The sequence below is a fragment of the Kitasatospora sp. NPDC008115 genome, from assembly GCF_042957205.1.
Lineage (GTDB): Bacteria > Actinomycetota > Actinomycetes > Streptomycetales > Streptomycetaceae > Kitasatospora.
The window spans coordinates 210,524-236,441 of the sequence record NZ_JBIBHU010000002.1; the positions used below are offsets into that span (position 1 = coordinate 210,524).

Here is a 25,918-nt window from a genome sequence, read left to right on the forward strand (position 1 = left end):
GCCTCAGCCGAGCGAGAGGGCGTCCAGGTACACCCAGGCGCCCTCGTGCCGCACGAACCGGCTGTGCTCGGTGAGGACGCCCTCCTCCCGCCCTTCCGTGTAGTGGGCCCGGAAGGCCACCGTGCCCTCGGCGTGGAACGGCCCGCCCTCGGTGGTGGAGAGCACCTCCAGCCGCTGCCAGCGCAGCCCGGGGTCGAAGTCGACCGAGTCCGGCCGGGTGTCCGGGTGCCAGGTGCGCAGCAGGTAGGCCTCGTCCTGGGCGGCGAAGGCGCTGTAGCGCGAGCGCATCAGCGTCTCCGCGGTGGTCGCGGCGGCCTGGCCGCGGTGCAACCGGCCGCAGCAGTCGGCGTAGCCGGCGGGCAGGCCGCAGGGGCAGGGCGAGGAGGGCAGCAGGCGCGGCGCGGGGGCGGTGGCGCGGGCGTCGGAACGGCGTCGGGACATGGGGCCATTGTGGCGCCTCGCGGGGGTCGCGCGTGCCGGGCGTCCGGTCCGGGCCGTCCCGGAACGCCGTGGGCGGGTGCCCGGGACGGGGCGGCCGCCGGGCCGGGGCCGGAACGCGGCCGGTGCCCCAGGCGTCCGGGACAGCGGGTGACGGACCTTGGGAGGCGTGCCCGGTACCCGCCGGGCGCCGGTCCCGTTCGCGTACTTCCCGGAGCCTCGCCACCATCCCGGTCGATTGACTGTCCTCGGACAACGTAAAGTCCGGAAATCTGCTTGCGGCGTCGGCAGGGCGCACGTGTGCCGTAGCTGACGGACCGTTGGCGAGAACGGTAGCGGTCCGAACTGACTCTGCCAAGGAGGCGTCGGGCGGGCTGACAATCTGTAAGAAATCGCCAACGAACCGTCACGCTTCAGCACCGCTGACGGGGGAGAAGAGGGTGATCTTTCCGGCATATCGAACGAGTGGCGGAAATGTGCTGGTGATTCGTAGATCTTTACCCCACCATCTCCCAGGGCACACCGCCCATTTCTCGCCGACCACAAGTCGATGCAGCAGCACCCTCGGGAGAGATTGATGAGTTCGACGGGACTTCCCCCGCTGGATCCGGCCGCACCACTGGCCGCCCTGATAGCCGCGCAGGTCGGACGGACCCCGGACGCCACCGCCGTGATCGACGGCACGCGCCGGCTGACCTACCGTGAGCTGGACGCCGCGGCCGACGCGATGGCGGGCCGGCTGGCCGCCGCCGGCGTGCGCGCCGAGACACTGGTCGGGGTCTGCCTACCGCGGACGGCGGACCTCGTGGTCGGCCTGCTGGCGGTGCTGCGGGCCGGCGGCGCCTACGTACCGCTCGACCCGGCGTACCCACGCGACCGCCTCGAACTGGTCATCGGCGACGCGCAGGCCCCCGTGGTGGTCACCGACCGCGCCCACGAGCACCTGCTGAACGGCGCCGGCGCCACCCTCCTGTACGTCGACGGAGAGAGCCCCGCCGCCCCGCTCGACCCGGCTGCCGGGCGGCCCACCACCGGCGACGCCGCCACCGACGCGCTCGCCTACGTGCTCTACACCTCCGGCTCCACCGGCCGCCCCAAGGGCGTCTCGGTCACCCAGCGCGGCGTCAACGCCATGCTCCGCTGGGCCGCCGGCACCTACACCGCCGCCGACCTCGCCGGCGTGCTGTTCGGCACCTCCGTGTGCTTCGACATCTCGGTGTACGAGCTGTTCCTCCCGCTCTCCGTCGGCGGCACGATCGTCGTCGCCGAGAACGTCCTCGCCCTGCCCGAGCTGCCCGCCCGGGACGAGGTCACCCTGGTCAACACCGTGCCCAGCGCCATGGCGGCGCTGCTGCGCGGCGACGGCCTTCCCGGCGGCGGGGGTCTGCCGGGCACCGTGCGCGTGGTCAACCTGGCCGGCGAGGCGCTGCCCCGCCACGTGGCCGACAAGGTCTACGACCAGCCCCACGTCGAGCGCCTCTACAACCTGTACGGGCCCACCGAGGACACCGTCTACTCCACCTGGTCGCTGGTCGCCCGCGACACGGACGGCGAGCCGGTCATCGGCCGCCCGCTCGACGGCACCCTCGGCCACGTCCTCGACGAGCACCGCGCCCCCGTGCCGGACGGCGGCATCGGCGAGCTCTACCTCTCCGGCGAGGGCCTGGCCCGCGGCTACCACGGCCGCCCCGACCTCACCGAGGAGCGCTTCGTCCACGTCGACGGCCTGCGCTGCTACCGCACCGGCGACCTGGTCCGCCGGCTGCCCGACGGCGACCTGGAGTACCACGGGCGCGTCGACCACCAGGTGAAGGTCCGCGGCTTCCGCGTCGAGCTCGGCGAGATCGAGGCCGTGCTCGCCGGCCACCCCGCCGTCGAGGCCGCCGCCGCCGTCGTCCAGCGCGACGAGGCCGGCGACTACCTGGCCGCCTTCGTCCAGCCCGCCCCCGGCGCCGCCGAGCCGACGCCCGCCGAGCTGCGCGCCCACTGCGCCGCCGCCCTGCCCGGCTACATGGTGCCGCTGGCCGTCGCCGTCCTGGCGGCGATGCCGCTCACCCCCAACGGCAAGACCGACCGCAAGGCGCTGCCCCCGGTCGCCCGCAGCCGCGGCGGGCACGAGCTGTTCGTCGCCCCCCGCACCCCCGTCGAGGCCCGGATCGCCGAGCTCTGGCAGGGCCTGCTCGGCGTCCCCGAGGTCGGCGTCCACGACGTCTTCCTCGACCTCGGCGGCCACTCCCTGCTCGCCGCGGGCCTGCTCGCCCGGATCGAGCGCGAGTTCGGCACCCGGGTGCCGCTCGCCGAGTTCTTCGCCGCCCCGACCATCGCCTCCCTCGCCGTGCGGGTCGCCAACGGCGGCGGCGGACGGGCCTCCGTGGAACCCCCGAAGCGCGAGGCCCACCTGCCCGCCCGCGCCACCGAGTTCCAGCGCGAACTGTGGCTGCACGAGTCCGTGCAGCCCGGCAGCCCGCTCTACAACGTGCCGGTGCGGATCCGCGCCGAGGGCGCCCTGGACCGCGAGGCCCTCGGCCGCGCGCTCACCGAGGTGGTCCGCCGCCACGAGGCGCTGCGCACCGCCCTGTACGGCGCCGAGAACCCGAGCGAGCACGACGACGCCGTCGCCGAGGTCCGCCCGCCGTACCCGGTCGAGGTGCCGCTGCTCGACCTCACCGGCCTCCACGGGCAGGTGGCCGACGAGGAGGCGATCGACGACGCGCTGCGCGCCGAGGCCGCCCGCCCGCTCGACCTCGCCGGCGGCCGGCTGCTGCGGGCCCTCGCCGTGCGGACCGACACGGACCGGCACGAACTGCTGCTCACCGTGCACCACGCCGCGGCGGACGGCTGGGCCGCCGGGCTGCTGCTCGCCGAGGCCGCCCGGGCCCTGCGGGACGGCGAACTGCCCGAACCCGCGATCCAGCTGTCGGACGTCGCACGCTGGGAGCTGCGCGACGTCGAGGCCGGCCGCGAGGGCGGCGAGCGCTGGGGCGAGCGGCTGCGCGGCGTCGAGGGCGACCAGTTCCTGCCCGGTGACCGCCCGCACCCCAACCCGCAGGACGTCGCCGGCCGCCGGATCGCCCGTCGGCTGGACAGCGGGTTCGTCGAGGGCGTCGGGAAGTGGGCCGCCCAGGAGGGGGCCAGCCTCTACATGGTGGTGCTCGCCGCGCTCGGCGGGGTGCTGCACCGCTACACGGGCCGCACCGACGTCGCCGTGCTCAGCCCCTTCGCCGTCCGCCCGGTGCCCGAGCTGGAGACGGTGATCGGCTCGCTGATCAACAGCGTCGCGCTGCGCTTCGACGTGGCCGGTGCCGACACCTTCCGCGAGCTGGTCGCCCGGGTCCGCCCGGTCGTCCTGGAGGCCGCCGATCACACCGGCCACCCCTTCGTGGACCACGCCCGGCGCTACGGCGGCTCGCCCGGTCTCACCTCCTCGCCGATCTCGCAGGTGCTGCTCGCCGTCCAGAACCACCCGGTGGCCGGCGTCCAGCTGCCCGGCCTGGACCTGACGTTCGTCGCCGAGGTGTGCAACAGCACCGCCAAGACCGACCTCTCGCTGTTCCTGGAGTTCCCGGCCGACGGCCCGCTGCTGTCCGCCGAGTACCGGACCTCCCGCTACGAGGAGCGGTCCGTGCGCGCCGCGCTCGACCACCTGGTCGCGCTGCTCGCCGCCGCCGTCGCCGAACCCGACCGCCCGCTCGGCGAGCTCGCCATGCTCTCCGCCGACGAGGTCGCGGCCGACGAGCCGGTCAACCGCACCGAGGCGCCGATCCCCGACGCCCGGCTGCACGAACTGGTCGCCGCCCAGGCCGCCCGCACCCCGGACGCGCCCGCCGTGTCCGCCGCCGACGGCACTCTCAGCTACGCCGAACTCGACGCCGCCGCCGACCGGTTGGCCCACCTGCTGGCCGCCCGCGGCGCCGGCCCCGGCAGCCTCGTCGCCGTTGCGGTGCGACGCGGCCGCCTGCTGCCCGTCGCCCTGCTCGGCGTGCTGCGCAGTGGCGCCGCCTACCTGCCGCTCGACGTCGACCAGCCGCTCGCCCGCAACCGGGGCGTGCTCGACGACGCCGGCGTCACCCTGCTGGTCGCCGAGAGCGCCACGGCCGGCGACGAACTGCTGCACGGCCGCGAGAGCGTCCTGGTGGACGGCCCCGAGCACGCCGCCGCCCCCACCGGGGCGCCCGCCGTCACCGTCGGCCCCGAGGACCCGGCCTACCTGCTGTACACCTCCGGCTCCACCGGCCGCCCCAAGGGCGTCGCCGTGCCGCACCGGGCGATCGTCAACTTCCTGACCTCGATGGGCCGCGAACCCGGCCTCACCGGGCGGGACGTGATGGCCGCCGTCACCACCGTCACCTTCGACATCGCCGGCCTGGAGCTGTGGCTGCCGCTGGTCACCGGCGCCCGGGTGGAGATCGCCGACCGCGCCACCGCCACCGACGGCGCCGCGCTCGGCGCCTGGGTCCAGAAGCAGGGCGTCACCCACCTCCAGGCCACCCCCGCCACCTGGCGGATGCTGCTGGAGGCCGGCTGGGCCGGCCGCCCCGGGCTGACCGCCCTGTGCGGCGGCGAGGCGCTCACCGCCGACCTCGCCCGCGCCCTGCTCGACCGGACCGGCGCCCTGTGGAACCTGTACGGCCCGACCGAGACCACCGTCTGGTCCACCGTCCAGCGGGTCACCCCCGAACTCGCCGCCCACGGCGGCGTGGTGGCCCTCGGCGCGCCCATCGCCAACACCCGGCTGCACCTGCTCGGCAGCTCCGGGCAGAGCGTGCCGGTCAACGGCATCGGCGAACTGTGCATCGCCGGTGCCGGCGTCGCGCTCGGCTACCGCGGCCGGCCCGACCTGACCGCCGAACGGTTCACCGCCGAACCCGGCCGCACCGACGGCGCCCTGATGTACCGCACCGGCGACCTCGCCTGCCGCCGCGCCGACGGCCGCCTGGAGTACCACGGCCGCGCCGACGCCCAGGTCAAGCTCCGCGGCTTCCGCATCGAGCTGGGCGAGATCGAGGCCGCGCTCACCGCCGTCCCCGGCGTCGGCGCGGGCGCCGCCCGGCTGATCGAGACCCCGGCCGGACCGGCCCTGGCCGGCTACGCCGTCGCCCCCGGCCTCACCGAGGACGCGCTGCGCACCGCCCTGATCGAGCGGCTGCCCGACTACATGGTCCCCGCCGGCCTCGTCCTGCTCGACGCGCTGCCGCTCACCCCGGCCGGCAAGGTCGACCGGGCCGCCCTGCCCGTGCCGCAGCTCGGCGGCGCCGGCGCACCACCCGAGGGCGACTGCGAGGAACTGCTCGCCGACCTGTGGACCGAGGTCCTCAAGGTCGAACGGGTCTCCCGGCACGACGACTTCTTCGCGCTCGGCGGCCACTCCCTGCTCGCCACCCGGCTGCTCGCCAGGATCAGGGACACCTTCGAAACCGAACTGCCGCTGCGCGTCGTCTTCGAGGACCGGACCCTGGCCGCCCTGGCCCGCCGGGTCGAGGAGCGCCTGCTGGAGGAGATCGACGACCTCGACCTCGACGGGCTGGGCGACCTCGACGGCCTCGACCTCAACGAGACCGCCGGGAGCGCCCAGTGACCCACCGCACCGAATCCGGAACCACCGGCAACACCGGGGAGCCCGGAACCAAGAACGCACGCCCGGCCGCCGGCGACACCGGCGCCCGAACGGGGGAGAGCGCATGACCGACCAGAACACCGCCGGGACCGTCCCGGAACCGGATCCCGCCGTCAGACGGCAGGAACTGCTGCGCCGCCGCCTCGCCAAGGCCAAGGCCGCCAAGGCGGCGGCCGCGGCCGGCACGGCCGAGCGCCACACCATCACCCCGCGCCCCGAGGGCACTCCGGTGCCGCTCTCCTCGGCCCAGCGCCGGATGTGGTTCCTCGCCCAGTACGAGCCGGACAGCGCCGCCTACCACATCCCGCTCGCCCTGCACCTCGACGGCGAACCCGACGAGGCCGCCCTCGGCGCCGCCCTCGTCGACGTCGTCGCCCGGCACGAGGTGCTGCGCACCGTCTACCCGGAGGCCGACGGCGAGGTGCGCCCCGCGGTGCTGCCCGCCGACCGCCTCACCCTCACCACCGCCGACGTCCCCGCCGACCAGGTCGACGCCTGGCTGGAGACCGAGGCCCAGTGCCCCTTCGACCTCGCCGCCGACCTGCCGCTGCGCGCCGCCCTGCTGCGCACCGGCGACGGCGCCGTGCTCAGCCTGGTGCTGCACCACATCGCCGCCGACGGCTGGTCGATCGGCGTGCTCTTCGGCGACCTCGCCACCGCCTACGGCGCCCGGCGCACCGGCGCCGCCCCGGCGTTCGAGCCGCTGCCCGTCCAGTACGCGGACGTCGCGCACTGGCAGCGGACCGAACTCGCCGCCGAACTCGACCGCCAGCAGGCCTGGTGGCAGGAGCGCCTGCGCGGCGCCACCGCCACCGTCACCGTGCCCGCCGACCGGCCGCGGCCCGCCGTCGCCGGCACCGCGGGCGCCCGGTTCACCGCCGAACTCGGCGCCGAGCGAAGCCGGCGCGTGCGCACCCTCGCCGAGCAGACCGGCACCACCGTCTACATGGTGCTGCTGGCCGCCCTGCAGACCGTCCTCGGCCGCTACACCGGCAGCGAGGACATCACCGTCGGCACCCCGATCGCCGGGCGCACCCGCAGCGAGACCGAGCCGCTGGTCGGCTGCTTCGTCAACACCCTGGCGATGCGCACCGACCTCTCCGGCGACCCGACGGTGCGCGAACTCCTGGACCGCGTCAAGGACGCCACCCTCGGCGCCTACGGCCACCAGGACCTCCCGTTCGAGCGGCTGATCGACGCCCTCGGCCTGGAGCGCGAACTCGCCCACACCCCGCTGTTCCAGGTCCTGCTCAACGTCCACAACCAGGCCGAGGCCCGCCCCGAGCTCCCCGGGCACGGCGTCCACTGGCGGCCGGTCAGCACCGACACCGCCAAGTTCGACCTCTCGGTGGCCGTCGTCGACACCGGCGGCGAACTCGCCGCCGACCTGATCTGGCGCACCGAGCTGTACGACGAGGCCACCGTCCGCCGGGTCTTCGGCCACCTCACCACGGTGCTCGACGCGATGGCCGCCGGCCCCGACCGCCCGCTCGCCGACCTGCCCCTGCTCACCCCGTCCGAGCAGCGGCAGCTCGCCGCCTGGGACGACGAGACCCTGCGCGGCTGGGACCTCGACGCCACCCTGCACGGCCTCGTCGAGGAGCAGGCCCGCCGCACCCCCGAAGCGCCCGCCGTGCGCGGCGCCGACGGCGTGCTCAGCTACGCCGAACTCGACCGGCGCGCCAACGCGCTGGCCCACCGGCTGCGCGCGCACGGCGTCGGCCCGGACCGCCCGGTCGGCCTGCTGGTCGAACGCTCCGCCGCCCTGGTCGTCGGCATGCTCGGCATCCTCAAGGCCGGCGGCGCCTACCTGCCGCTCGACCCGGTCTACCCCGACGGGCGCATCCACGGCCTGCTCGACGCGGCCGGCGCCGCCGCCGTCGTCACCACCGAGGACCTGCGCGAGCGGCTCACCGGCGACCTGCCGGTGGTCGTCCCGAACGGCGAGGAGCGCGCCGAGGCGCCCGGGGCGGACGTCCGCCCCGAGCACCTCTGCTACCTGATCTTCACCTCCGGCTCCACCGGCGCGCCCAAGGGCGTCGCCGTCGAACACCGCAACTACCTCAACTACCTGCACGGCCTGCGCGAGCGGATCGGAGGCGACCAGCAAGGCTGGAACTGGGCGCTGGTCTCCACCTTCGCCGCCGACCTCGGCACCACCAACGTGTTCGGCGCGCTCACCGGCGGCGGCTGCCTGCACCTGCTGACCCGCGACCAGGCCACCGACCCGGACGCCTTCGCCGCCTACGCGGCCGAGCACCGGATCGACGCCATGAAGCTGGTCCCCAGCCACCTGGAGGGCCTGGCCGCGCACGGCACCGGCCTCGGCGCGATCCTCCCCGCCCGGCTGCTCATCTGCGCCGGCGAGGCGCTGCGGCCCGACCTGGTGGCCCGGATCCGCGCCGCCCGGCCGGACCTGCCGCTGCACAACCACTACGGGCCCACCGAGACCACCGTCTCGATGCTCGGCACGCCCGTGCCCGCCGATCTCGGCGACGCGGCCACCGCGCCGCTCGGCCGGCCGTTCGGCAACGTCCGCGCCCACCTGCTGGACGCCCGCCGCCGCCCCGTCCCGGTCGGCGTCCCCGGCGAGCTGTACGTCTCCGGCGGCGGCGTCGCCCGCGGCTACCTCGGCCGCGACGACCTCACCGCCGAGCGCTTCCTGGAGATCGAGGGCCGCCGCGCCTACCGCACCGGCGACCTGGTGCGCCGCCGCGCCGACGGTGCGATCGAGTTCCTCGGCCGGATCGACCACCAGGTCAAGATCCGCGGCTTCCGGGTCGAGATCGGCGAGGTCGAGGCCGAACTGACCGCCCGCCCCGAGGTGCGCGAGGTCGTCGTGGTCGCCCGCGGCGAGGGCGCCGCCCGCTCCCTGGTCGGCTACCTGGTGCCCGCCGACCCGGCCGCCGCGCCCGACCCGGGCGAGCTGCGCGCCGCGCTGCGCACCCGGCTGCCCGACTACATGGTCCCGGCCGCCCTGGTCGTCCTGGACGCCCTGCCGCTGAACGCCAACGGCAAGGTCGACCGGGCCGCCCTGCCCGAGCCGGTCGCCGCCCAGCCGGTCTCCGGCGGCGGCGAGCTGACCACCGACTCCGAGCACGCGGTCGCCGACGTCTACCGGCAGGTGCTGGAGGCCGCCGAGATCGGTGCGGCGGACGACTTCTTCGCGCTCGGCGGCGACTCCTTCTCCGCCGTGCGCGCCGTGCGCCTGATCGGTGGCGGCCTGTCTGTCATCGACCTCTTCCAGCACCCCACCGTCCGCGAACTCGCCGCGCTGATCGACGCCCGGGCCGCCGGCACCGCCGACGAGGGCCCGCGCACCCTGCTGCACAAGCTCACCCGCGGCAACGCCCCGGCCGGGATCAACGTGGTCTGCGTCCCCTACGGCGGCGGCAGCCCGATCACCTTCCAGCCGCTCGCCGACGCGCTGCCCGCCGGGCACCGGCTGTACGCCGTCGAGCTGCCCGGCCACGACCCGAGCCGCCCCGACGACGAGCTCGCCGATCTCGACGAGCTCGCCGACACGCTGACCGCCCAGGTGCTGGAGAAGGTCGAGGGCCCGGTCCTGCTCTACGGCCACTGCCTGGGCGGCGCGCTCGCCACCGCCCTCGGCTCCCGGCTGGAGGCGGCCGGCGTCGACCTGCGCGGCCTCGCCCTCGGCGGCACCTTCCCCGCCGCCCGGCTGCCCGGCCGCTTCGCCGAGTGGATGGCGCGCCGGATGCCGGGCGACCGGGTGCTCTCCAACCGCGGCTACCTCGAGTACCTGCGCGCCATGGGCGGCTTCACCGACGTCTACGACCAGGCCGAGCAGGACTTCCTGGTCCGGGCGCTGCGCCACGACGTCCGGCAGGCCGAGGACTTCTACACCCGCGCCTACGGCGACGAGCGGCCCGCGAAGATCGACGCCCCGATCCTGTGCGTGGTCGGCGAGAAGGACCGCGCCACCCAGCTCTACGAGGAGCGGTACGCCGAGTGGGAGCACTTCGGCGACAGCGTCGACCTCGCGGTCGTCCCGCGCGCCGGGCACTACTTCCTCAAGCACCAGGCCGACGAGCTCGCCCGGGTGATAGCGGAGTTCTCCGCCACCGGCGCGATATCCGACCCGGCCGCGGTCAAGCGCCCGGCCGCCCGTGCCGAACTGGGCATCTTCGCCAAGGTGGCGATCGGCCAGTTCGTCTCGATGATCGGCACCAGCCTCTCCACCTTCGCCCTCGGCGTCTGGGTCTACCAGCAGACCAACTCGGCCTTCGACTTCGCGATGATCTCGTTCATCGCGGTGCTGCCGGCCGTCCTGCTGCTGCCGATCGCCGGCGCGCTCGCCGACCGGGTCGACCGGCGCAAGATCATGATCGCCACGGACACCGTGGCCGCCGCGGGCATGCTCAGCCTCGGCCTGCTGCTCTGGGCCGACCTCCTGGAGATCTGGCACATCTACATCGTGGCCTGCATCGGCTCCACCTGTGGAGCCTTCCAACGGCCCGCCTACCTTGCCGCGATCACCCAACTGGTGCCCAAGCGCTACCTCGGCCAGGCCAACGGCCTCGCCCAGCTGGGCACCGGCGCCGGCGACATGATGGCCATCCTGGCCGGCGGTGTGCTGGTCTCCATGGTCGGCCTGCACGGCGTCGTGCTGTTCGACATGGCCACCTTCCTCATCGGCGTCACCTGCCTGCTGCTGGTCCGCTTCCCGGACGCCATGTTCGACAAGCAGGAGGAGCCGCTGCTGCGCGAGGTGGTCACCGGCTGGCGGTACATCGCACGCCGGCACAGCCTGGTCGCCATGGTGGTCTTCTTCGTGGTGTTCAACTACCTGTTCGCCGTCGCCACGGTGCTGATCACCCCGATGGTGCTGGCCACCGGAACGCCCTTCCAGCTCAGCGTCATCACCGCCCTCGGCGGCCTCGGCGCGATGATCGGCGCCCTGGTCATGGGACTCTGGGGCGGCACCCGCCGCCGCACCGTCGGCATGATCGGCTTCACCTCGGTGGTCGGCCTCGCCGCCGTCCTCACCGGCAGCCGCCCCGAGACCGCCCTCACCGCGTGCGGACTCTTCGTCCTCTGGGCGGCCATGATGATCCTCAACTCGCACTGGATGTCGCTGATCCAGACCAAGGTCGGCATGGAGCTCCAGGGCCGCGTCCTGGCCACCAACCAGATGCTGGCCATGTCGATGATGCCGCTCGGCTTCCTCACCGCGGGCCCGCTCTCCGACCACGTCTTCGAGCCGCTGATGCGCCCCGGCGGCGCGCTCGCCGACACGGTCGGCCTGGTGCTCGGCACCGGACCGGGCCGCGGCGCCGGCCTGCTGCTGGTGGTGGTCGGCGTGGTGCTCTTCGTCTGGGGTCTGCTGGGCCTCGCCTACCGGCCGCTGCGCCTGCTGGAGGACATCCTCCCGGACGCGCTGCCGGACGCCGAGATCGGCGACAAGGACGCCATCCAGGCCGAGGCCGACCGGCAGCTCGCCCTCGCCGAGGCCGCCCGCAAGGGCCGCCGCGCCCCCGGCGCCGTCCGGGTGCCGCGCCCGTCGGGCACGCCCGAACCGGTCGAGGACGACGACTCGGACGACCGGGTGCACGCCTCGACGGTCCGCCGGTAGCACGAGCACGAGCACGAGCACGGGCACGAGCACGAGCACGACAGGAGGCGCCCCCGTCTCCTCCTCCGCGGAGGAGGAGACGGGGGCGCCTCCGTGTGCCGGCGGGCCGCTACCGGGCGCGCTTGAAGGAGTAGTTGAACTCCGTGGTGCCGAACGCCCCCATCAGCCGGATCCAGAACGGCATCGTCATCTCCATCGCCCGGGCCCCCGTGATGTCGCCCAGGTCGATCACCCACTCCGCCGGCCAGCCGAAGGAGCCCAGCAGTGCCACCGTCCGCGCCTTGGCGTCCGCGTCGTTCCCGGCCACGAACACGTTGTGCTCGCCCTCCAGCCGGGACGGGTCCACCATCAGCGGCGCGGTCAGCGTGTTGAGGGTCTTCACCACCAGCGCCTCGGGGAACTCCCGCTGGATCCGCTCGCCGACGCTGTCGGTGTTCACCGGGTCCAGCGTCAGCTCGCCCTCGGGGGAGAAGACCAGCGGGTTGGAGAGGTCGACCAGCAGCTTGCCCGCCAGGTGCTCAGCCCCCGCCGCCCGCAGCGCCTCCACCGCCACTGTCCCCGGCGTGGCGTTGACCACCACCTCGCCGAACGCCGCGGCGTCCGCGAAGGTGCCGTGGTGGCCGGTGGCCCCGGCCTGCGCGGCCCATGCCACGGCTGCCTCGTTGTCCTTGCTGCGCGAGCCGAGCGTCACCTCGTGGCCGAGCGCCACCAGCCTGTCCGCGATCGTCCGCGCGACCCCGCCCGTCCCGATGATTCCGTACCGCACCAGCCGTACCCCCTGTCACTCGGACCACTTGCCGCACCGACCATAGGGCACCGGGGCCCGCCCGTCCGCCGAACCGCGCGAACGGGTGACCCCCCACGTCCCCGCGGCCGGGATCAGGCCCCGGGCTCAAGGGTGAACAGCACGACCACCACGGCCAGCAGGGTGAGGCCGGGGGCGAGTCCCGCCGGGAGGCGGGCGCGGCGGGACAGGTAGGCGAGGGGCCACTGGAGGGCCGTCAGGAGGACGGCGGCCAGCAGTAGACGGTCGGCGAGGGCGAGAGCGGCGTGAGTGCGCGGACAGGAGCCGGGCTCGTAGCAGGGGTCGGTCGCCATCTCGGCGAACCCGCGCAGCGGAAGCACGAACATCAGGCAGGCCGTGGTGACCAGGGTCGACAACGACGGCACCCGTGACCAGTCGCCCCGCTCGGGGGCCGTTGTCCTCGTCATGGCCCCGATCCTGCCCGGCGAACGGGCCGCCGGGCAGGGGTCGGGTACTCAGACCGGGGTGTGCGGAGTACTCAGAGCCGGGCCGTCACCGTCTTGGGGCGCTGGTACTCGTGCAGGGCCAGGACCGACAGGTCGGTGCCCTGGCCGGAGGCGCCGCGGCCGCCGTGCGGGAGTTCGGCGGACTGCGCGAGGTGGCAGTTGATCCAGGTCTCACCGGCGTTCAGGCGGGCGGTGAGGTCGAGGGCGGCGGACAGGTCGGCGGTCCACACACTGGCGCCGAGGGCCTGCGGGACGGCGTTGGCGAGGGCGAGGGCCGCGTCGACGGTCGGGGCGTGCTGGACGGTGAGCAGCGGGCCGAACACCTCCTCCAGCACCGCGGGGTCGTCGTCCGGCAGGTCGGCGAGCAGCCGGGCGGGGCGCCAGAGGCCGTCGGCGCGGCCGGGCGCGGCCGGGGAGCGCTTGGCGGCCGAGGCGGCGAGGATGCGGTCGTAACGGGCGGCCTGGTCGGGGTTGTTGAGCGGGCCGAAGTCGCGGCCGGCCTCGCGTTCGGCGAGCGCGGCGGCGAGTGCCTCGACGGTCCGCTCGTAGTGCCCGGTGAGGGTGATCACCCGGGCCGGGGCGGCGCAGCTCTGCCCGGCGTTGTAGGTGCAGGCGGCGGCGAGCGCGGACCAGGTGTGGGCGGGGGCGTCCGGGAGCACCAGGACGGGGCTGTTGCCGCCGAGTTCGAGGCTGACCCGGCGGTGCCCGGCCCGGGCCGCGATGTCGGCGCCGGCGGCCGCGCTGCCGGTGAAGGCGATGAGGTCGACGTCGGCGGTGACCAGCAGCCGGCCGGTCTCGCGGTCACCGGGCAGGGCGGTGAGTACGCCCTCGCCGAGCGCCTCGGCGGCGTGCGCGGCGAGCAGCGTCGCCGAGTCGGGGGTGGTCTCGGCGGGCTTGACGACGACGGTGTTCCCGGCGGCGAGCGCCGGGGCGGCGCGCCAGGCGGCCATCAGCAGCGGGTAGTTCCACGGCACTACGGCCGCGACCACGCCCACCGGCTCCCAGCGCACCCAGCTCTCGTGGCCCGGCAGGTAGCGGCCGGCGGCGGGCGCGGTGCCGGCGCGCGCGGCGCCCGCGTAGAACCGGAACAGGTCGGCGACCTCGCGTATCTCGGCGGCGGCCTCCGCCTCGGGTTTGCCGGTGCCGGCCTGCTCCAGGACGGTGTACTCGGTGAGGTGGCGCTCGATCAGGTCGGCCAGCGCGTCGAGGCGGCGCTCGCGCTCGCGGGGGGTGTGCGCGCGCCAGCGCGGGGCGGCGGCCCGGGCGCGGGCGGCGGTCCCGGCGACCTGACCGGCGCGCGCCGGGACGAGCGTGCCCCGGGTGTGGCCGGTGCGCGGGTCGGTCAGGTGGAGCTCGGGTGCTTCGGGTGCTTCGGGTGCTTCGGGGGTGTTGGTGGTCGGTGCCATGACGGGGCCTCCCGGGCCGGGGCAGCAGGGGAATCGGGTGAGCGGGTCACAGGTCGTACGCGCGCAGCCAGAGTTCGAGGGTGAGCACCAGCCAGAGCTTGCCGCCCTGGCGCGGCAGCAGGGTGCCCTCGCGCCGCATCCAGGTGCGGACGGTGTCCGGGCGGACCAGTCCGCGTTCGCGCGCGGTGCGGCCGAGCAGCAGCTCGCCGGAGAGCTCGCGCAGCGGCCCGTGCAGCCACTGCTGGACCGGCACCCGCATGCCGCTCTTCGGCCGGTCGACGACCGCCGCGGGCAGCAGGTCCCGGACGGCCTCCTTGAGCACCCACTTCTCCACCGTGCCGCGCAGCTTGAGGGTCGGCGGGGTGGCGAAGGCGTGGTCGACGACCAGCCGGTCGAACAGCGGCGAGCGGCCCTGCACCCCGCGCGAGGCGGTGAGCCGCTCGACCTTGGTGAGGATGTGGTGGGCGCCCTTGGTCCGCAGGTTGCAGTGCAGCAGCTGGTTGAGCAGCGCGTTCATCGGGCCGGGCGTCAGGTACGGGGCGACGAAGCGGCGCGGCTGCGGCTCGCCGGCCAGGGCGCGCAGGGCGTCGGCGGTGAGCAGCCGGGGCAGGTCCTCGTAGCACTTGCGGTAGGAGCGCAGATAGGCCTCGGCCCGCGCCTCGGGGGCCGGGTCGTCCCGGTGCATCTCGTGGACCAGCATCGGCAGGTTCTTCGGCCCGCCGTACACCGGGTCGCCGCCCTCGCCGTTGAGCGAGACGGTGAGTCCGTCGGCGGCGACGGCCTCGGCGAGCATGAGGTTGGGGACGGTCAGCGGGTCGCCGACCGGGCTGTCCAACAGGGCGACGGTGTCGGCGAGCCGGGCGGCGACCTCCTCGCCGGAGACGGTGAGGACCCGGTGCCGGGTGCCGCAGTGGTCGGCGACCAGCCCGGAGTACCCCAGTTCGTTGGGCAGCCGGTCGCCGAAGCTGATCGAGTAGGTGTGCACCGGGTGGTCGTGCAGCTTGGCGGCGAGCGCGGTGACCAGCGAGCTGTCCACGCCGCCGGACAGCAGCACCCCGACCGCCTCGCCGGCCGGCAGCCGCCGCGCGGTGGCCTGTTCGAGCAGGGCGCGCAGCTCCCGCGCGTACACCTCGGCGGGCGGCGCCCCGCCCTCGGGCAGCCGCTCGGCGGGCTCCCAGAACGGCTCCTGGCGGGCGGTGCCGTCGGCGGCCAGGCGCAGCACCCGCCCGGGCAGCGCCTCGTGGACGCCGCGCAGCAGGGTCTCCTCGCCGGGCAGGTAGGCGAAGGTGAGGAAGGAGCGGACGGCGGCCAGGTTGAGGCCGGTGCCGAGGGCGGGCCAGTGGCGCAGGGCGCGCAGCGAGGTGGAGGCGGCCCAGCAGCCGTCGGCGCGGGCGTAGAACAGGGTGCGGGTGCCGGTGTGGTCGCGGACCAGGACGAGGTCGGCGCCGTCGACGACGGCGAGCGCGAACATGCCGTCGGCCCGCCGCAGTCCGTCCGCGCCGAGCCGCAGCCACAGGCGCAGCAGCAGCTCGCCGTCCGGGCAGCCGGCGGGCGCGGGGGAGCCGGCCGCGGTGAGCGCGGCGAGCAGTTCGGGCCGGTTGTGCAGGGTGACCTCGCCGACGGCGGTCGTGCCGTCGACGGTGAACGGGCCGGTGGCGAAGCCGGGTTCGGCGGGGAGCAGGGCGGCCTGCGCGCCGTCGGGCGCGGGGGAGCCGGTGAGTGCGGCGAGGTGGGCGCGGGCCCGGTCGGCGTCGGGGCCGGCGCAGGCGCAGCAGCGGGGCATGGTGGTGCGGTGCCTTTCGTCGAGGGGCGGCCCGCGCCGGGGCGGGGTGCGGCGGGGCGGGGCGGGGCCGGGTTCCGGTGGCGGCTCAGCCGAAGTCGTCGCCGTCCCAGCCGTCGTCGGAGTCGTTCCAGTCGCCGAAGTCGTCGGCGTCGGCCGGGTCGCCGTCCGGGTCGCCGGCCGCGGGGTCGTCGTGGCCCACCACCGCCTCCCCACCGGCGTCACCGCCCCCGCCGCTGGAGGTGGAGGCCTGCTGCCGGGCCTGCGCGCGCAGTTCCTCCTCCTCGTCCTCGGACAGGGCGTCCGGCGGCAGCTGTGCGGCCGTGATCGCGGCGACGCCGGCCACGCCGAGGGCGCCGACCACGACCCCGAGCCGCCCGCCGAAGGAGCTGCGGTTGAGGGTGACCAGCCCGCCGCCCCACACGGTGCGGCCGTAGCCGATGTCGCGGCCGTACTCGGTGGCGCCGTCCGCGTACCGGCGCTTCACCAGGTCGCGGCCCAGGGGTTCGTCGGTGCCGGAGCGGCCGAGGCTGTCGTGCCAGTGGATCTGCCGGTCGGTGCCGCGCCGGCGCCACTCGCTGCGGCCGTCCTCGTACCGGCGGTGCACTTGGCCGTCCGCCAGCAGTTCGTCGCGGTAGCCGAGGTGGCGTGCGTTGCTCATGGGTGCGGGGTCCTCACGGATCGGGACGGGAGTCGGGCGGGGTCGGGCGCTCAGCCGGTGGGCCAGCTGAGGAAGCCGCTGCCGCGGGCGGTGCGCACGCGCCGGCGCAGCGGGGTGCGGCGCGGGCCGGCCGTGCCCGCGCCGCGGAGTTGGCGGATCACGGTGTGCAGCAGCCGGGCCGGGGCGACGGCGGCCAGCTCGATGGTGCGCCCGCTGCCCAGCCAGGCCCGCTCCTCGGGGCGCAGCCCGGCGGGCAGCGGTCCCCGGTAGCCGTGCGGGCCGCGCCCGGAGGTGAGGTGCAGGGTGGCGGCGTGCCGGGGCACCAGGCCCATCGAGCGCACCCGGACGTTGCGCGCGGCGTCCGGCCCGTACGCGGCCCGGACGTCCTCGAAGCAGGTGAGCCCCGACGGGCTGGCGTCGTGAAGCACGTGCACCACGGCGCCCCCGGCCCGCTCCAGCCCGGCCACCAGCCTCTCGTCCAGCGGGAGTTCACCGGCCGCGACGATCGGGCAGGCGGCCTCCAGGTGCAGGTCGTTGGCGAGCAGCATCGCGGTGATCTCCGGGCTCTGGCAGACCAGCAGCCGGGGCAGCCCGTAGTCGTAGAGGTCGGGCTCGGTGCCCGCGGCCCCCCGCGGGGCGGCCGGCCGGGGCGCGGGCGGCGGCAGCAGGCCGGGCAGCTCCTCGCGGCGCGCGGCGAGCGCGGCCGCGAACCGGGCGTAGCGGACCGGCGGCGCCAGCGTGTAGGGGATCCGGCGCGGTCCGGCGTGCAGCGGCTGGAGCACCCGGCACAGCTCGTAGTAGAGCTGCCGCTCGGTGTACCGCAGCCCGCCGGGCGCCCCGGCCCGGGTGGCGGCGACGGTCAGCGCGCCGTCCAGCAGTGGACGCAGCGTCATGGGGTTCCTGCCTCTCCTCGTCCCCGCCGTCACGCGGGGCCCCTGCGCGGATCGGGGCCGTCCGGTCGGCCCCCGCCCTCGGACACGTCGCCCGCCCCGGGCTCGGGCCAGGTCATGAAGCCCACGGCGAGCGCCCGGCGGCGGGTCTCCAGCGGGTTCTCCGGCCGGCCCGCGGCCGGAGAGCGCACCGGCCCGCTGCGGAGGGCCGCAGGGTCCCGGGGCGCCGGCGGCGCGGTGATCCGCTCGGCGGCCCGGTCGGCGACGGCCATCAGCCGCTTGGGCGCCAGCGCGGCCAACGGGGTCCACCAGCCGGCGGCGAACCAGTCGCGCTGGCTCGCGGTCAGCTCGGGCGCCTCGCGCTCCAGCCGCGCGGTCAGCTCCCGCGGCCGGTCCAGGTCGCGCAGCAGCGTGTACTTGTGCTCGTCGACCAGCACCGTGCGCACCGACAGCCCGGCGTCCAGCACCCGCAGGCCGGGGCGCGCGGACCGGGCCTCGGCGACCAGCAGGTGCCCCTGCGGCGAGGCGTCGTGCAGCACCACCAGCGGCAGTCCCGCCGGGACGGCCCGCAGGTTGTTGACGATCAGCGCGCGGTGGCGCTCGGGGTAGCCGTTGGCGCGAAGGAACACGCGGACGGTGAGGTCCGGGCAGAGCAGGGCGAACGCCGGGGCGGTGGGCGGTGGTCCGGGCCGCACCAGCGTGTCCTCCACCAGTCCGGCGGGCAGTGTGCCGTAGACCGTCCGCCAGCGGTTCAGCACGGTGTCCTGGAACTCCTCCCGGGTCCAGCGTGACTCCACCGAGGTGTCCGGCGCGGGCATCGCGGACAGGATCCAGCTGCGCGTGCCGAAGCCGATCAGCGTGAGCGCGACGAGTACCAGCACCAGCGCGAAGCCGGGTGCGTCCAGCAGCGCGCTGCCCACCAGCAGCCCGATCACGCCGAAGCCGATCATCGAGACGGCGTTGCCCTTGTCGCCCCGGAACCTCTGCGGCGGCCGGCCCCGGTGCTGCAGGGCGTAGTTCAGCTGCCCGCTGGTGACGGTCAGCCGGCCTCCGTCGGAGAGCCTCTCCGTCACCTTGCGGATCCGCAGGTCGTGCAGGCCGGTACCGTCGAGCTTGGGATCCAGCGCGAACTCCGCGCGGCAGTAGGAGCACCGGCGCTTGGGGCGCTGGCGCTGGAGCAGGTTCTTCGAGCAGTGCGGGCAGATCATCGCGGCACCTCCGGCACCGGCCAGCTGAGGAATCCGACATGGCGGTTCAGCGCCCGCTCGGCGGCCCGCTCGGCCATCGCCAGCAGCCGCTTGGGCGGAACGGCGGCGAGCGGGCTCCACAGGCCCGCCGCGAACCAGTCGCGCTCCGCCCCGGTGAGCCGGGGCAGCCCCCGCAGCAGTTCCTCCAGCGGCTCGCGCCGCTGGTGCACGAACAGCTGGACGGCGCGGTCCTCCGCCGTCAGGACGGCGCGCGCCGACAGTCCGGCGTCCACCACCGGGTGGTCCGGCCGCGCGGCGCGGACCTCGGCGACCAGCAGACAGCCCTGCGGCGAGGCATCGTGCAGCACCACCACCGGCAGGTCCCCGGGCAGTTCCCCGGGCGTGGCGACGATCAGTGCCCCGTGCCGCTCCGGGAAGGCGTTGGCGTGCAGGAAGGCGGTCACCGTCGGGTCGGGGCAGAGCACCGCGAGGGCCGGCGGGCCCTGCGGCACGACGGGCGTGACGGCGGAGTCCTCGACCACGCCCGCCGGGAGGCCGCCGTAGACCTGCTTCCACCGGTTCACGACCATGCCCTGGAACTCCCCGACGCTCCAGCGGGTCCGGTCGGCCAGCGGCGCGGTCCACTTGTCCTGCTCCCGCCACAGGGCGTCCCGCCACTGCTCCCAGGCGCGGAGGTCCTGCTTCCAGCGCTCCTCGATCCGCCGGCGCCGCAGCAGCCGGAACGCCGGTCGCGCCATCGTCGCGATCAGGCCGAGGCCGAAGCAGGCGGCCAGGATGGTGAGCACGATGGCGGCGGGCACGTGGACGCCGAGGAAGTAGGAGGTGGCCAGTGAGACGACGGCGAGGACGAGGCCGCCGGTCACGTCGCCGACGCCGTCGAAGAAGGGGGCGCCCGGCCGCCCCGGCGGCACCTCGCGGGGCAGGGCCGCCGGCCGGCCCCGCTCCTCGAACGCCCAGCGGAGCTGGTCGACCGTCAGCACGATCCGCCCCTCGTCGCCGAGCCGCTCGACGGTGCGCGTCAGCCGGAGGTCCTGCAGACCCTTGGCCAGCTTCGGCTCCAGGGCGAACGGCTGACGGCAGCGGCCGCAGGTCAGGGCCGTGCGTTCGCGGGCGAGCAGCCGGGCCTCGCAGCGCGGGCAGATCATGGCGCGGACCCCTCCAGCGCCGCCGCCAGCCTGCGCAGCCCGGCGGCCAGCCGCTCCCGCCGGCCGACCGGCCCGATCCGCTGCCCGCGCTCCACCGCCCGCAGCGCCTCGGCGAGTTCGTCCTCCGAACGGCGCTCGGCCTCCGCCGCGGTGATCGCGTAGTCCTCGTGGTCGATGCCGTACCCGGTGTTGGCGGCCAGGATGTTGAGCGGCTCGCGCCCCCGGTTGGCGAAGGAGTGCGGCATCAGCTCGGGTATCCGGATCAGCATCCCGGGCGTCAGCGGCAGGTCGACCACCCGGCGCCGCTCGGCGTCGTACAGGCCGCAGGCGGCGTGGCCGAGGCTGAGCACCAGGTGCTCGCCGCCGTGCGCGTGCGGGGTGAAGGCGCTGCGCGGCGCGACGATGCCGAGCTTGTACGTGGCGTTCGACGGCCGCTCCGGCGAGGTCTTGGCGTCGCCCACCAGGTAGTGGGCGAACTGGCCCTCGTCGATGAACCGCAGCAGATCCTCACCGGCCGGGCCGTGCGCGGACTCCGGCCCCAGCTCACGGGCGCCGTCGCGGTCCGCGAGCAGCACCCGGCCGTCCGGGCGCAGCCGGTACAGCTCCGCTCCGGCCGGCAGCCGCCCGGCGAGTCGTTCGAGTTCCCGCAGACCGGACCGTACGGACATCGGCCACCCACCCCCACCTCGACCTGTGCGACGTCATCCCCGGTGACGCGGACCGCCGCGCGGCCGGTTCCCCCGCTCGGGGACCGGCGTTGCGGATCCTACGCAACCGGGGTGACAACGCCCAGAACGGTGCGCTGACGCGGAATCAACGGCCGCGGGCCACCACGAAGTCCGGCAGCGCCGCGAGGAAGGCCAGGGCCTGCGCCGCCTCCTCGTCGGCCGGCTCCGGCGCCGTCGCCAGCACCGCCGCGACCTCCCGCCCGGCGGCGGCCACCAGCCCGGCCGCCGCCTCCCGGGCGTGCGCCACGCAGTCGTAGGCCGTCATCCGCTCCAGCAGCCAGGCCACCTCCTCGGCCGCGCCGGGGCCGCGCTGTGCCCGGGTGAGGCTCAGATGGCGCACCACCCGGGCCCGTTCGGCGGGGGTGGCGCGCTCCAGCAGCCGGATCAGCATCAGGGTGCGCTTGCCCTCCCAGAGGTCCCCGGCGATCTCCTTGCCGTACTCCTCGGCCTCCCCGGCCAGGTTGAGCACGTCGTCCTGGATCTGGAAGGCCGCGCCCAGGTACCAGCCGAACCGGTCCAGCCGGTCGGCGTCGGCACCGGCTCCCTCGGCGACCAGCAGGCCGGAGCGGCACGGGTAGAGGAAGGTGTACCAGGAGGTCTTCTTCAGGCACATCCGGTAGTAGTCGGTGCCGGTCAGTTCGCAGACGTTGTCCCGGATCCAGGCGATCTCCAGCGCCTGGCCCTCCAGGGACTGGCGGCACATCAGCTCGGTCTCCTCGAAAAGCCGCCAGGCCAGCTCCCCGCCGAGTCCGCGCCGGTTGGCCATCACCCGGCGCAGGCCGAGCAGGTTGGTCGCGTTGCCGACGTTCAGTGCGACCTCGACGCCGTAGCGGGCGGGCAGGGTGGGCGCGCCGCGGCGCAGCTCGCTGCCGTCCTGGATGTCGTCGTGGACGAGGAAGCCGTTGTGGAACAGCTCCACGGTGACGGCCGGGTTGAGCGCCCGTTCGGAGCGCCCGCCGAAGGCCGCGCAGGTGGCCAGGCAGAGCGCCGCGCGCAGGCCCTTGCAGGGGCGCGTCGGGTAGTCGGCGGCCAGCTCGTAGAGGTAGGGCGGGCTCTGCTCGGGGATGTGGCGCAGGAGTTCGGCGACGGTCCGCTCGCGGTACCGGGCCAGCACGTGCTCGACCAGGGGCGCGCCGAGGGCGGGAGGGGCGGCCTGGGTCGTCACCCCCGGGGCCGCTCGTCCGGCCCGGTGCCGGGCGCGCCGCCGGCGCCGTCGGCCGGGCGGGCGGCGTGCTGCGGTCCGAAGGCGTCCTGGAGACCGCGGTTGGCGAGGCCGGGGGCGAGCGAGCCGAGCCGGAGCAGCAGGTCGAGGACGTCATGGGCGTTGGCGGTGAGCCGCCGGGCGTGCTCGGAGACCTCGCCGCCGGTGCCGGCGAGCACCCGCTCGCTGACCGCGTCGATGAGCTGGTGGGTGTTCTCCGAGACGCGGTGCACCAGCTGGTCGAACTCCTCCTGGTCGACCCGGTGCTCGTCGGCCAGGCGCTCCGTCGCCACCTTGGCGTCGGAGATCCCGGCGGCCAGCTCGCGCTCCAGGACGGCCGCCGCCTCCATCACCGCGCGCGAGCCCTGCTCGCCCAACTCGCTGAACCGACCGGCGTCGGGCATGGCTGACCTCCTGGTTCACGTCCCGGCCGGGGGCCGGGGACGGCGGGCCGGTGCGGCGCCGCCCGGGCGCCCTCTTGATCGCCGATGGTACACGGCCGTGTGCGGAGCGTGTCCACGGCGGCACGGGAGTGGTGTCCGGCGTGGGCGCGTGCCGTGGTGCGCGGTCGCAAGCCCGGCGTGCGACGCGGAGCGCGCGCCGCCTGCCGCCCGGGCGGCTCCCGGGGCCCGGTGCGGCGGTCCGGCGAGTCGGCGGCCGGGCGCCCGCCGGTCACTGGTAGTGATGGCCTGGTCGCGGAGCGATCCGCCGGGGGTACGGCACGGGACAGGGAGCGGTCATGGGTGGCAGGCAGCGTCCGCCGAAGGCGCGGAGCGTCCGGTCGGTGGTCGACACCGGAGCGGAGATCGCGAGGTTGGAGGGCTACCTCGCCTGGGAGGCGGAGGTCGCGGCGGCCGAGCGGGACGCCCGGGCCTTCGCCGGCCTCTTCCCCTGGCTCCCGGAGGACGACCGCGAGGCGCTGGAGCGCGCCTACGCCGACGACCGGCTCCGGTACGCCGAGGAGGTCGTCGACCGGGCCGTCGGCCGCTGCCGCGAACTGGCCGCCCGCTACCGCGCCGAGTGCCGTCGGATCTGCGCCCGCTGGGCGGCGGTCTGCCTGTCGGTGGCCTTCGCCGCCGCGCTGCTCGCCGTCCTCCCGGTGGCGCTGCGCGGCTGACGGCCCGCCACCGGGCGCGCACGGGCCCGCCGCACACCCCTCGGGTGCGCGGCGGGCCCGTGCGCGCGGCGGTCAGTGGTGGCCGTGGCCGCTGGTGACCTCCTCGTGCTCCTCGGCGGTCGGCTTGGCGATCTGGGCGCCCTCGCCGTAGAAGCCGCGAGAGAGCTTGGCCCGGGCCCGGGTCCAGATCGACACCTTGCGGGCCACCCCGTTCTCGTCCACCTCGGGCGGCAGCACGACCGGCTGCGGCTGGTCGTGCGAGGTGAGCGTGTAGAGCCGGTCCTGCCCCAGCGGCGCGTGCACCTCGACGAACTCGCCGTGCTGGAGCCGCTTGATGACGCCGGTCTCGCGCCCGTGCAGCACCTTCTCCCGGTCCCGGCGCTGGAGGCCCAGGCACCAGCGCTTGGTGATCACGAAGACGATCACCGGGCCGACGAAGAAGCCGATCCGGGCCGCGATGGTGATCGCGTTGATCGACAGGTGGAAGTGGGTGGCCAGCAGGTCGTTGCCGCCGGCGGCGAGCAGGATCACGTAGAGGGTGATCCAGGCGGCGCCGAAGGCGGTGCGCACCGGGGCGTTGCGCGGCCGCTCGGCGATGTGGTGCTCGCGCTTGTCCCCGGTGATCCAGCCCTCCAGGAACGGGTAGACCCAGATCGCCACCAGGATCAGGGGGAAGATCATCAGCGGCACGAAGACGCCCATCACGAGCGTGTGGCCCCACAGGCCGATCTCCCAGCCCGGCATGATCCGGATCAGGCCCTCGGAGAAGCCCATGTACCAGTCCGGCTGGGCGTCGGTGGACACCTGGTCGGGCCGGTAGGGGCCGTACGCCCAGATCGGGTTGACGGTGGCGATCGCGGCCATCGCCGAGACCGCGCCGAAGACCAGGAAGAAGAAGCCGCCGGCCTTGGCCATGTAGACCGGCATCAGCGGCATGCCGACCACGTTGTCGTTGGTCCGGCCGGGTCCGGCGAACTGGGTGTGCTTGTGGTAGAAGACCAGGATCAGGTGGGCCACCAGCAGGCCCAGCATGATGCCCGGGATCAGCAGGATGTGCACCGTGAAGAGCCGCGGCACGATGATCGAGCCCGGGAACTGGCCTCCGAACATGAACATCTCGAAGTACGTTCCGACGATCGGCACGGCGAGCACCGCGCCCTCCATGAACCGGATGCCGGTGCCGGAGAGCAGGTCGTCGGGCAGCGAGTAGCCCATGAAGCCGTCGAACATGCCGAGGATCAGCAGGCCCGCGCCGAACAGCCAGTTGATCTCGCGGGGCTTGCGGAACGCGCCGGTGAAGAAGACCCGGAACATGTGGGTGAACATGCCGGCCACGAAGACGATCGCGGACCAGTGGTGGATCTGGCGGATCAGCAGGCCGCCGCGGATCTCGAAGCTGATGTTCAGCGTGGAGGCGTAGGCCTCCGACATCCGGATGCCCTTGAGCGGGATGTAGCTGCCCTCGTAGGTCACCTCGCCCATCGACGGGACGAAGAAGAAGGTCAGCCAGACGCCGGTCAGGATGATGATCAGAAAGGTGTAGAGGCAGATCTCGCCCAGCATGAAGGACCAGTGGTCCGGGAAGATCTTGCGCAGGTTGGACTTGGACAGGGCGTAGATGCCGAGGCGTCCGTCGGTCCAGTCGGCGAGGGCCTCGGCCTTGTTGGCGGGCGCCGCGCGGGTGCTGGTGGCCGGCCCCGGGCTCGGCTGCTGCTCGGCTCTCACGACGGGCTCCCCGGCGTCCGCCGCGGCACGTCCTGGGCGCCCGGCCGCGAGACGGCCGGCCGATGGAGTGATGTGATCATCGGACCTCTCGATACGGGGGTGCCGGGCAGGCCGGCGCGCGGATCCGGCGACCCGCCGCCCCGTTGCTCAAAGTGATGGAGCGCTTACTCTGTCATGCTGTCGGGAGCGCGCCGACTGTGCACGTCCATCGGCCCGTCCGGCCGCTCGTGTCGGCCCGTCCGGGGGTCCGCGGCCCCGTCCCGGGCCCGGCCGCGGCGCCGATGCTGCGCTCGGGTGCTGTTGGCGGCGCGGCGAAGCGTTTCGGCGCGCGCCGCGGCGGGGGAGGGTGCGGGAGCGGGCCTACGCTGCGCCAATGGTGGAACACCGGGAACTCTTCGAGGACGTGACAGCCGACCTGGCCAGGGCCGGCTTCGACACCGGACGCGGGCCCACCGGCCTGCGGATCGACCGGGGCCCGCAGGGGGTGGTGATCGGCTGGCCGCCCGCCGACGGCCCGGCCGGCGATCGGCCGCCCGCCGAGGGCATCAGGGCGACGGTCACCGGCACCGTCGCGGCGGTGCTGCGCGAGTCCGGCTACCGGGTGGCGGAGGTGGGGGCCGACGAACTGGTCGTCACCGGCGGTCCCGTCCGGGCCGTCGCCGCGCCGGACGGGCCGGAGGGGGCGGAGCCAGCCGCCGTCCCCGAGCAGTGGTGGGGCTGAGCCCGCCGGCCGGCGCCGGATTGCCGCTGCTCGGGCCACGTGCAACCATGAGGTTGCAGCCTCTGGCTGCAACCGCTGGCGACGGCCGAGGAGCAGCCCCATGAACGACACCGCGACGGCCGGCCGCGGCACCGGCGGCGAGACGGTCGACGGTGTGCTCGGCGCCCTCGCCGACCCGACCCGCCGCCGGCTGCTCGACCTGCTCGCCGCCCAGGGCGAGGCCACCGCGACCACCCTTGCCGGGCGGCTCCCGGTCTCCCGGCAGGCCGTCGTCAAGCACCTCGCGGTGCTGGACGCCGCCGGGCTGGTCGCCGGGCACCGGGCCGGGCGCGAGGTGCGCTACGCCGTCCGCCCGGCCGCCCTGGCCGACACGGCCCGCTGGATGGCCGGCCTCGCGGCCGACTGGGACCGGCGCCCGGCCCTGGACCGCCGTTGAG

At 75.2% G+C, this 25,918-nt stretch carries 18 protein-coding genes; 5 read left to right on the forward strand and 13 right to left on the reverse strand.

Annotation, left to right across the window (positions count from 1 at the left end):
- Window positions 1–3: 3 nt before the first annotated feature.
- A complete protein-coding gene (locus tag ACFZBX_RS03290) occupies window positions 4–441 on the reverse strand; it encodes a YchJ family protein (protein WP_391531240.1) in 438 nt (145 codons plus the stop codon).
- Between the two features lie 574 nt (window positions 442–1,015).
- Here ACFZBX_RS03290 and ACFZBX_RS03295 point away from each other — a divergent pair.
- Both ACFZBX_RS03295 and ACFZBX_RS03300 read left to right on the forward strand, forming a co-directional pair.
- Window positions 1,016–6,013 (forward strand): amino acid adenylation domain-containing protein, encoded by a 4,998-nt coding sequence (locus tag ACFZBX_RS03295; protein WP_391531241.1) that lies wholly within the window; start codon window positions 1,016–1,018, stop codon window positions 6,011–6,013.
- A 103-nt stretch (window positions 6,014–6,116) separates the two neighbouring features.
- Window positions 6,117–11,648 (forward strand): amino acid adenylation domain-containing protein, encoded by a 5,532-nt coding sequence (locus ACFZBX_RS03300; RefSeq protein WP_391531242.1) that lies wholly within the window; start codon window positions 6,117–6,119, stop codon window positions 11,646–11,648.
- Between the two features lie 109 nt (window positions 11,649–11,757).
- Here the strand turns inward: ACFZBX_RS03300 and ACFZBX_RS03305 are convergent, their stop codons facing one another.
- The 11 genes from ACFZBX_RS03305 to ACFZBX_RS03355 all read right to left on the reverse strand — a co-directional run bounded on the left by ACFZBX_RS03305 (window position 11,758) and on the right by ACFZBX_RS03355 (window position 22,322).
- On the reverse strand, window positions 11,758–12,414 hold the full coding sequence (locus ACFZBX_RS03305; protein ID WP_391531243.1) for an NADPH-dependent F420 reductase: 657 nt from the start codon (window positions 12,412–12,414) through the stop codon (window positions 11,758–11,760).
- A gap of 113 nt (window positions 12,415–12,527) precedes the next feature.
- On the reverse strand, window positions 12,528–12,860 hold the full coding sequence (locus ACFZBX_RS03310; RefSeq protein WP_391531244.1) for a hypothetical protein: 333 nt from the start codon (window positions 12,858–12,860) through the stop codon (window positions 12,528–12,530).
- A gap of 71 nt (window positions 12,861–12,931) precedes the next feature.
- On the reverse strand, window positions 12,932–14,305 hold the full coding sequence (locus ACFZBX_RS03315) for an aldehyde dehydrogenase family protein (protein ID WP_391531245.1): 1,374 nt from the start codon (window positions 14,303–14,305) through the stop codon (window positions 12,932–12,934).
- Between the two features lie 46 nt (window positions 14,306–14,351).
- The gene (locus ACFZBX_RS03320) at window positions 14,352–16,088 is read right to left on the reverse strand and encodes an asparagine synthetase B family protein (protein ID WP_391531246.1); all 1,737 of its coding nucleotides are present in this window, start codon (window positions 16,086–16,088) and stop codon (window positions 14,352–14,354) included.
- An 85-nt stretch (window positions 16,089–16,173) separates the two neighbouring features.
- Window positions 16,174–16,746 (reverse strand): hypothetical protein, encoded by a 573-nt coding sequence (locus tag ACFZBX_RS03325; RefSeq protein ID WP_391531247.1) that lies wholly within the window; start codon window positions 16,744–16,746, stop codon window positions 16,174–16,176.
- A gap of 50 nt (window positions 16,747–16,796) precedes the next feature.
- Window positions 16,797–17,639: a hypothetical protein gene (locus ACFZBX_RS03330; RefSeq protein ID WP_391531248.1), complete on the reverse strand. Its 843-nt coding sequence runs from the start codon at window positions 17,637–17,639 to the stop codon at window positions 16,797–16,799.
- Window positions 17,640–17,668: 29 nt separating this feature from the next.
- Window positions 17,669–18,844, reverse strand: a complete 1,176-nt coding sequence (locus ACFZBX_RS03335) for a hypothetical protein (protein WP_391531249.1) — start codon at window positions 18,842–18,844, stop codon at window positions 17,669–17,671.
- Complete coding sequence (locus ACFZBX_RS03340; RefSeq protein ID WP_391531250.1) at window positions 18,841–19,989, reverse strand: hypothetical protein; 1,149 nt, start codon at window positions 19,987–19,989, stop codon at window positions 18,841–18,843. Before ACFZBX_RS03340 ends, ACFZBX_RS03335 begins: the two co-directional genes overlap by 4 nt.
- Window positions 19,986–20,657: a cupin domain-containing protein gene (locus ACFZBX_RS03345; RefSeq protein ID WP_391531251.1), complete on the reverse strand. Its 672-nt coding sequence runs from the start codon at window positions 20,655–20,657 to the stop codon at window positions 19,986–19,988. Before ACFZBX_RS03345 ends, ACFZBX_RS03340 begins: the two co-directional genes overlap by 4 nt.
- 145 nt (window positions 20,658–20,802) lie before the next feature.
- The gene (locus tag ACFZBX_RS03350) at window positions 20,803–21,882 is read right to left on the reverse strand and encodes a polyprenyl synthetase family protein (RefSeq protein WP_391531252.1); all 1,080 of its coding nucleotides are present in this window, start codon (window positions 21,880–21,882) and stop codon (window positions 20,803–20,805) included.
- A complete protein-coding gene (locus ACFZBX_RS03355; protein ID WP_391531253.1) occupies window positions 21,879–22,322 on the reverse strand; it encodes a hypothetical protein in 444 nt (147 codons plus the stop codon). The genes ACFZBX_RS03350 and ACFZBX_RS03355 overlap by 4 nt, the downstream gene beginning before the upstream one ends.
- Before the next feature lie 335 nt (window positions 22,323–22,657).
- On the opposite strand from ACFZBX_RS03355, the gene ACFZBX_RS03360 reads away from it, so the two are divergent.
- The gene (locus ACFZBX_RS03360; protein ID WP_391531254.1) at window positions 22,658–23,035 is read left to right on the forward strand and encodes a hypothetical protein; all 378 of its coding nucleotides are present in this window, start codon (window positions 22,658–22,660) and stop codon (window positions 23,033–23,035) included.
- Between the two features lie 72 nt (window positions 23,036–23,107).
- On the opposite strand, the gene ACFZBX_RS03365 is transcribed toward ACFZBX_RS03360, so the two are convergent.
- Window positions 23,108–24,760 (reverse strand): cytochrome bc complex cytochrome b subunit, encoded by a 1,653-nt coding sequence (locus ACFZBX_RS03365; RefSeq protein ID WP_391531255.1) that lies wholly within the window; start codon window positions 24,758–24,760, stop codon window positions 23,108–23,110.
- Between the two features lie 373 nt (window positions 24,761–25,133).
- Between ACFZBX_RS03365 and ACFZBX_RS03370 the strand changes: the two genes are divergently transcribed.
- Both ACFZBX_RS03370 and ACFZBX_RS03375 read left to right on the forward strand, forming a co-directional pair.
- On the forward strand, window positions 25,134–25,481 hold the full coding sequence (locus ACFZBX_RS03370) for a hypothetical protein (RefSeq protein ID WP_391531256.1): 348 nt from the start codon (window positions 25,134–25,136) through the stop codon (window positions 25,479–25,481).
- Between the two features lie 100 nt (window positions 25,482–25,581).
- The gene (locus tag ACFZBX_RS03375) at window positions 25,582–25,917 is read left to right on the forward strand and encodes an ArsR/SmtB family transcription factor (RefSeq protein ID WP_391531257.1); all 336 of its coding nucleotides are present in this window, start codon (window positions 25,582–25,584) and stop codon (window positions 25,915–25,917) included.
- The last annotated feature ends 1 nt before the right edge of the window (window position 25,918 follow it).

Excerpts from the sequence above, each read along its gene's own strand:
- ACFZBX_RS03290 (WP_391531240.1), bottom strand. The coding sequence starts at position 441 with ATGTCCCGACGCCGTTCCGACGCCCGCGCCACCGCCCCCGCGCCGCGC.
- ACFZBX_RS03295 (WP_391531241.1), top strand. The coding sequence starts at position 1,016 with ATGAGTTCGACGGGACTTCCCCCGCTGGATCCGGCCGCACCACTGGCC.
- ACFZBX_RS03300 (WP_391531242.1), top strand. The coding sequence starts at position 6,117 with ATGACCGACCAGAACACCGCCGGGACCGTCCCGGAACCGGATCCCGCC.
- ACFZBX_RS03310 (WP_391531244.1), bottom strand. The coding sequence starts at position 12,860 with ATGACGAGGACAACGGCCCCCGAGCGGGGCGACTGGTCACGGGTGCCG.
- ACFZBX_RS03315 (WP_391531245.1), bottom strand. The coding sequence starts at position 14,305 with ATGGCACCGACCACCAACACCCCCGAAGCACCCGAAGCACCCGAAGCA.
- ACFZBX_RS03320 (WP_391531246.1), bottom strand. The coding sequence starts at position 16,088 with ATGCCCCGCTGCTGCGCCTGCGCCGGCCCCGACGCCGACCGGGCCCGC.
- ACFZBX_RS03325 (WP_391531247.1), bottom strand. The coding sequence starts at position 16,746 with ATGAGCAACGCACGCCACCTCGGCTACCGCGACGAACTGCTGGCGGAC.
- ACFZBX_RS03330 (WP_391531248.1), bottom strand. The coding sequence starts at position 17,639 with ATGACGCTGCGTCCACTGCTGGACGGCGCGCTGACCGTCGCCGCCACC.
- ACFZBX_RS03335 (WP_391531249.1), bottom strand. The coding sequence starts at position 18,844 with ATGATCTGCCCGCACTGCTCGAAGAACCTGCTCCAGCGCCAGCGCCCC.
- ACFZBX_RS03340 (WP_391531250.1), bottom strand. The coding sequence starts at position 19,989 with ATGATCTGCCCGCGCTGCGAGGCCCGGCTGCTCGCCCGCGAACGCACG.
- ACFZBX_RS03345 (WP_391531251.1), bottom strand. The coding sequence starts at position 20,657 with ATGTCCGTACGGTCCGGTCTGCGGGAACTCGAACGACTCGCCGGGCGG.
- ACFZBX_RS03355 (WP_391531253.1), bottom strand. The coding sequence starts at position 22,322 with ATGCCCGACGCCGGTCGGTTCAGCGAGTTGGGCGAGCAGGGCTCGCGC.
- ACFZBX_RS03360 (WP_391531254.1), top strand. The coding sequence starts at position 22,658 with ATGGGTGGCAGGCAGCGTCCGCCGAAGGCGCGGAGCGTCCGGTCGGTG.
- ACFZBX_RS03370 (WP_391531256.1), top strand. The coding sequence starts at position 25,134 with ATGGTGGAACACCGGGAACTCTTCGAGGACGTGACAGCCGACCTGGCC.
- ACFZBX_RS03375 (WP_391531257.1), top strand. The coding sequence starts at position 25,582 with ATGAACGACACCGCGACGGCCGGCCGCGGCACCGGCGGCGAGACGGTC.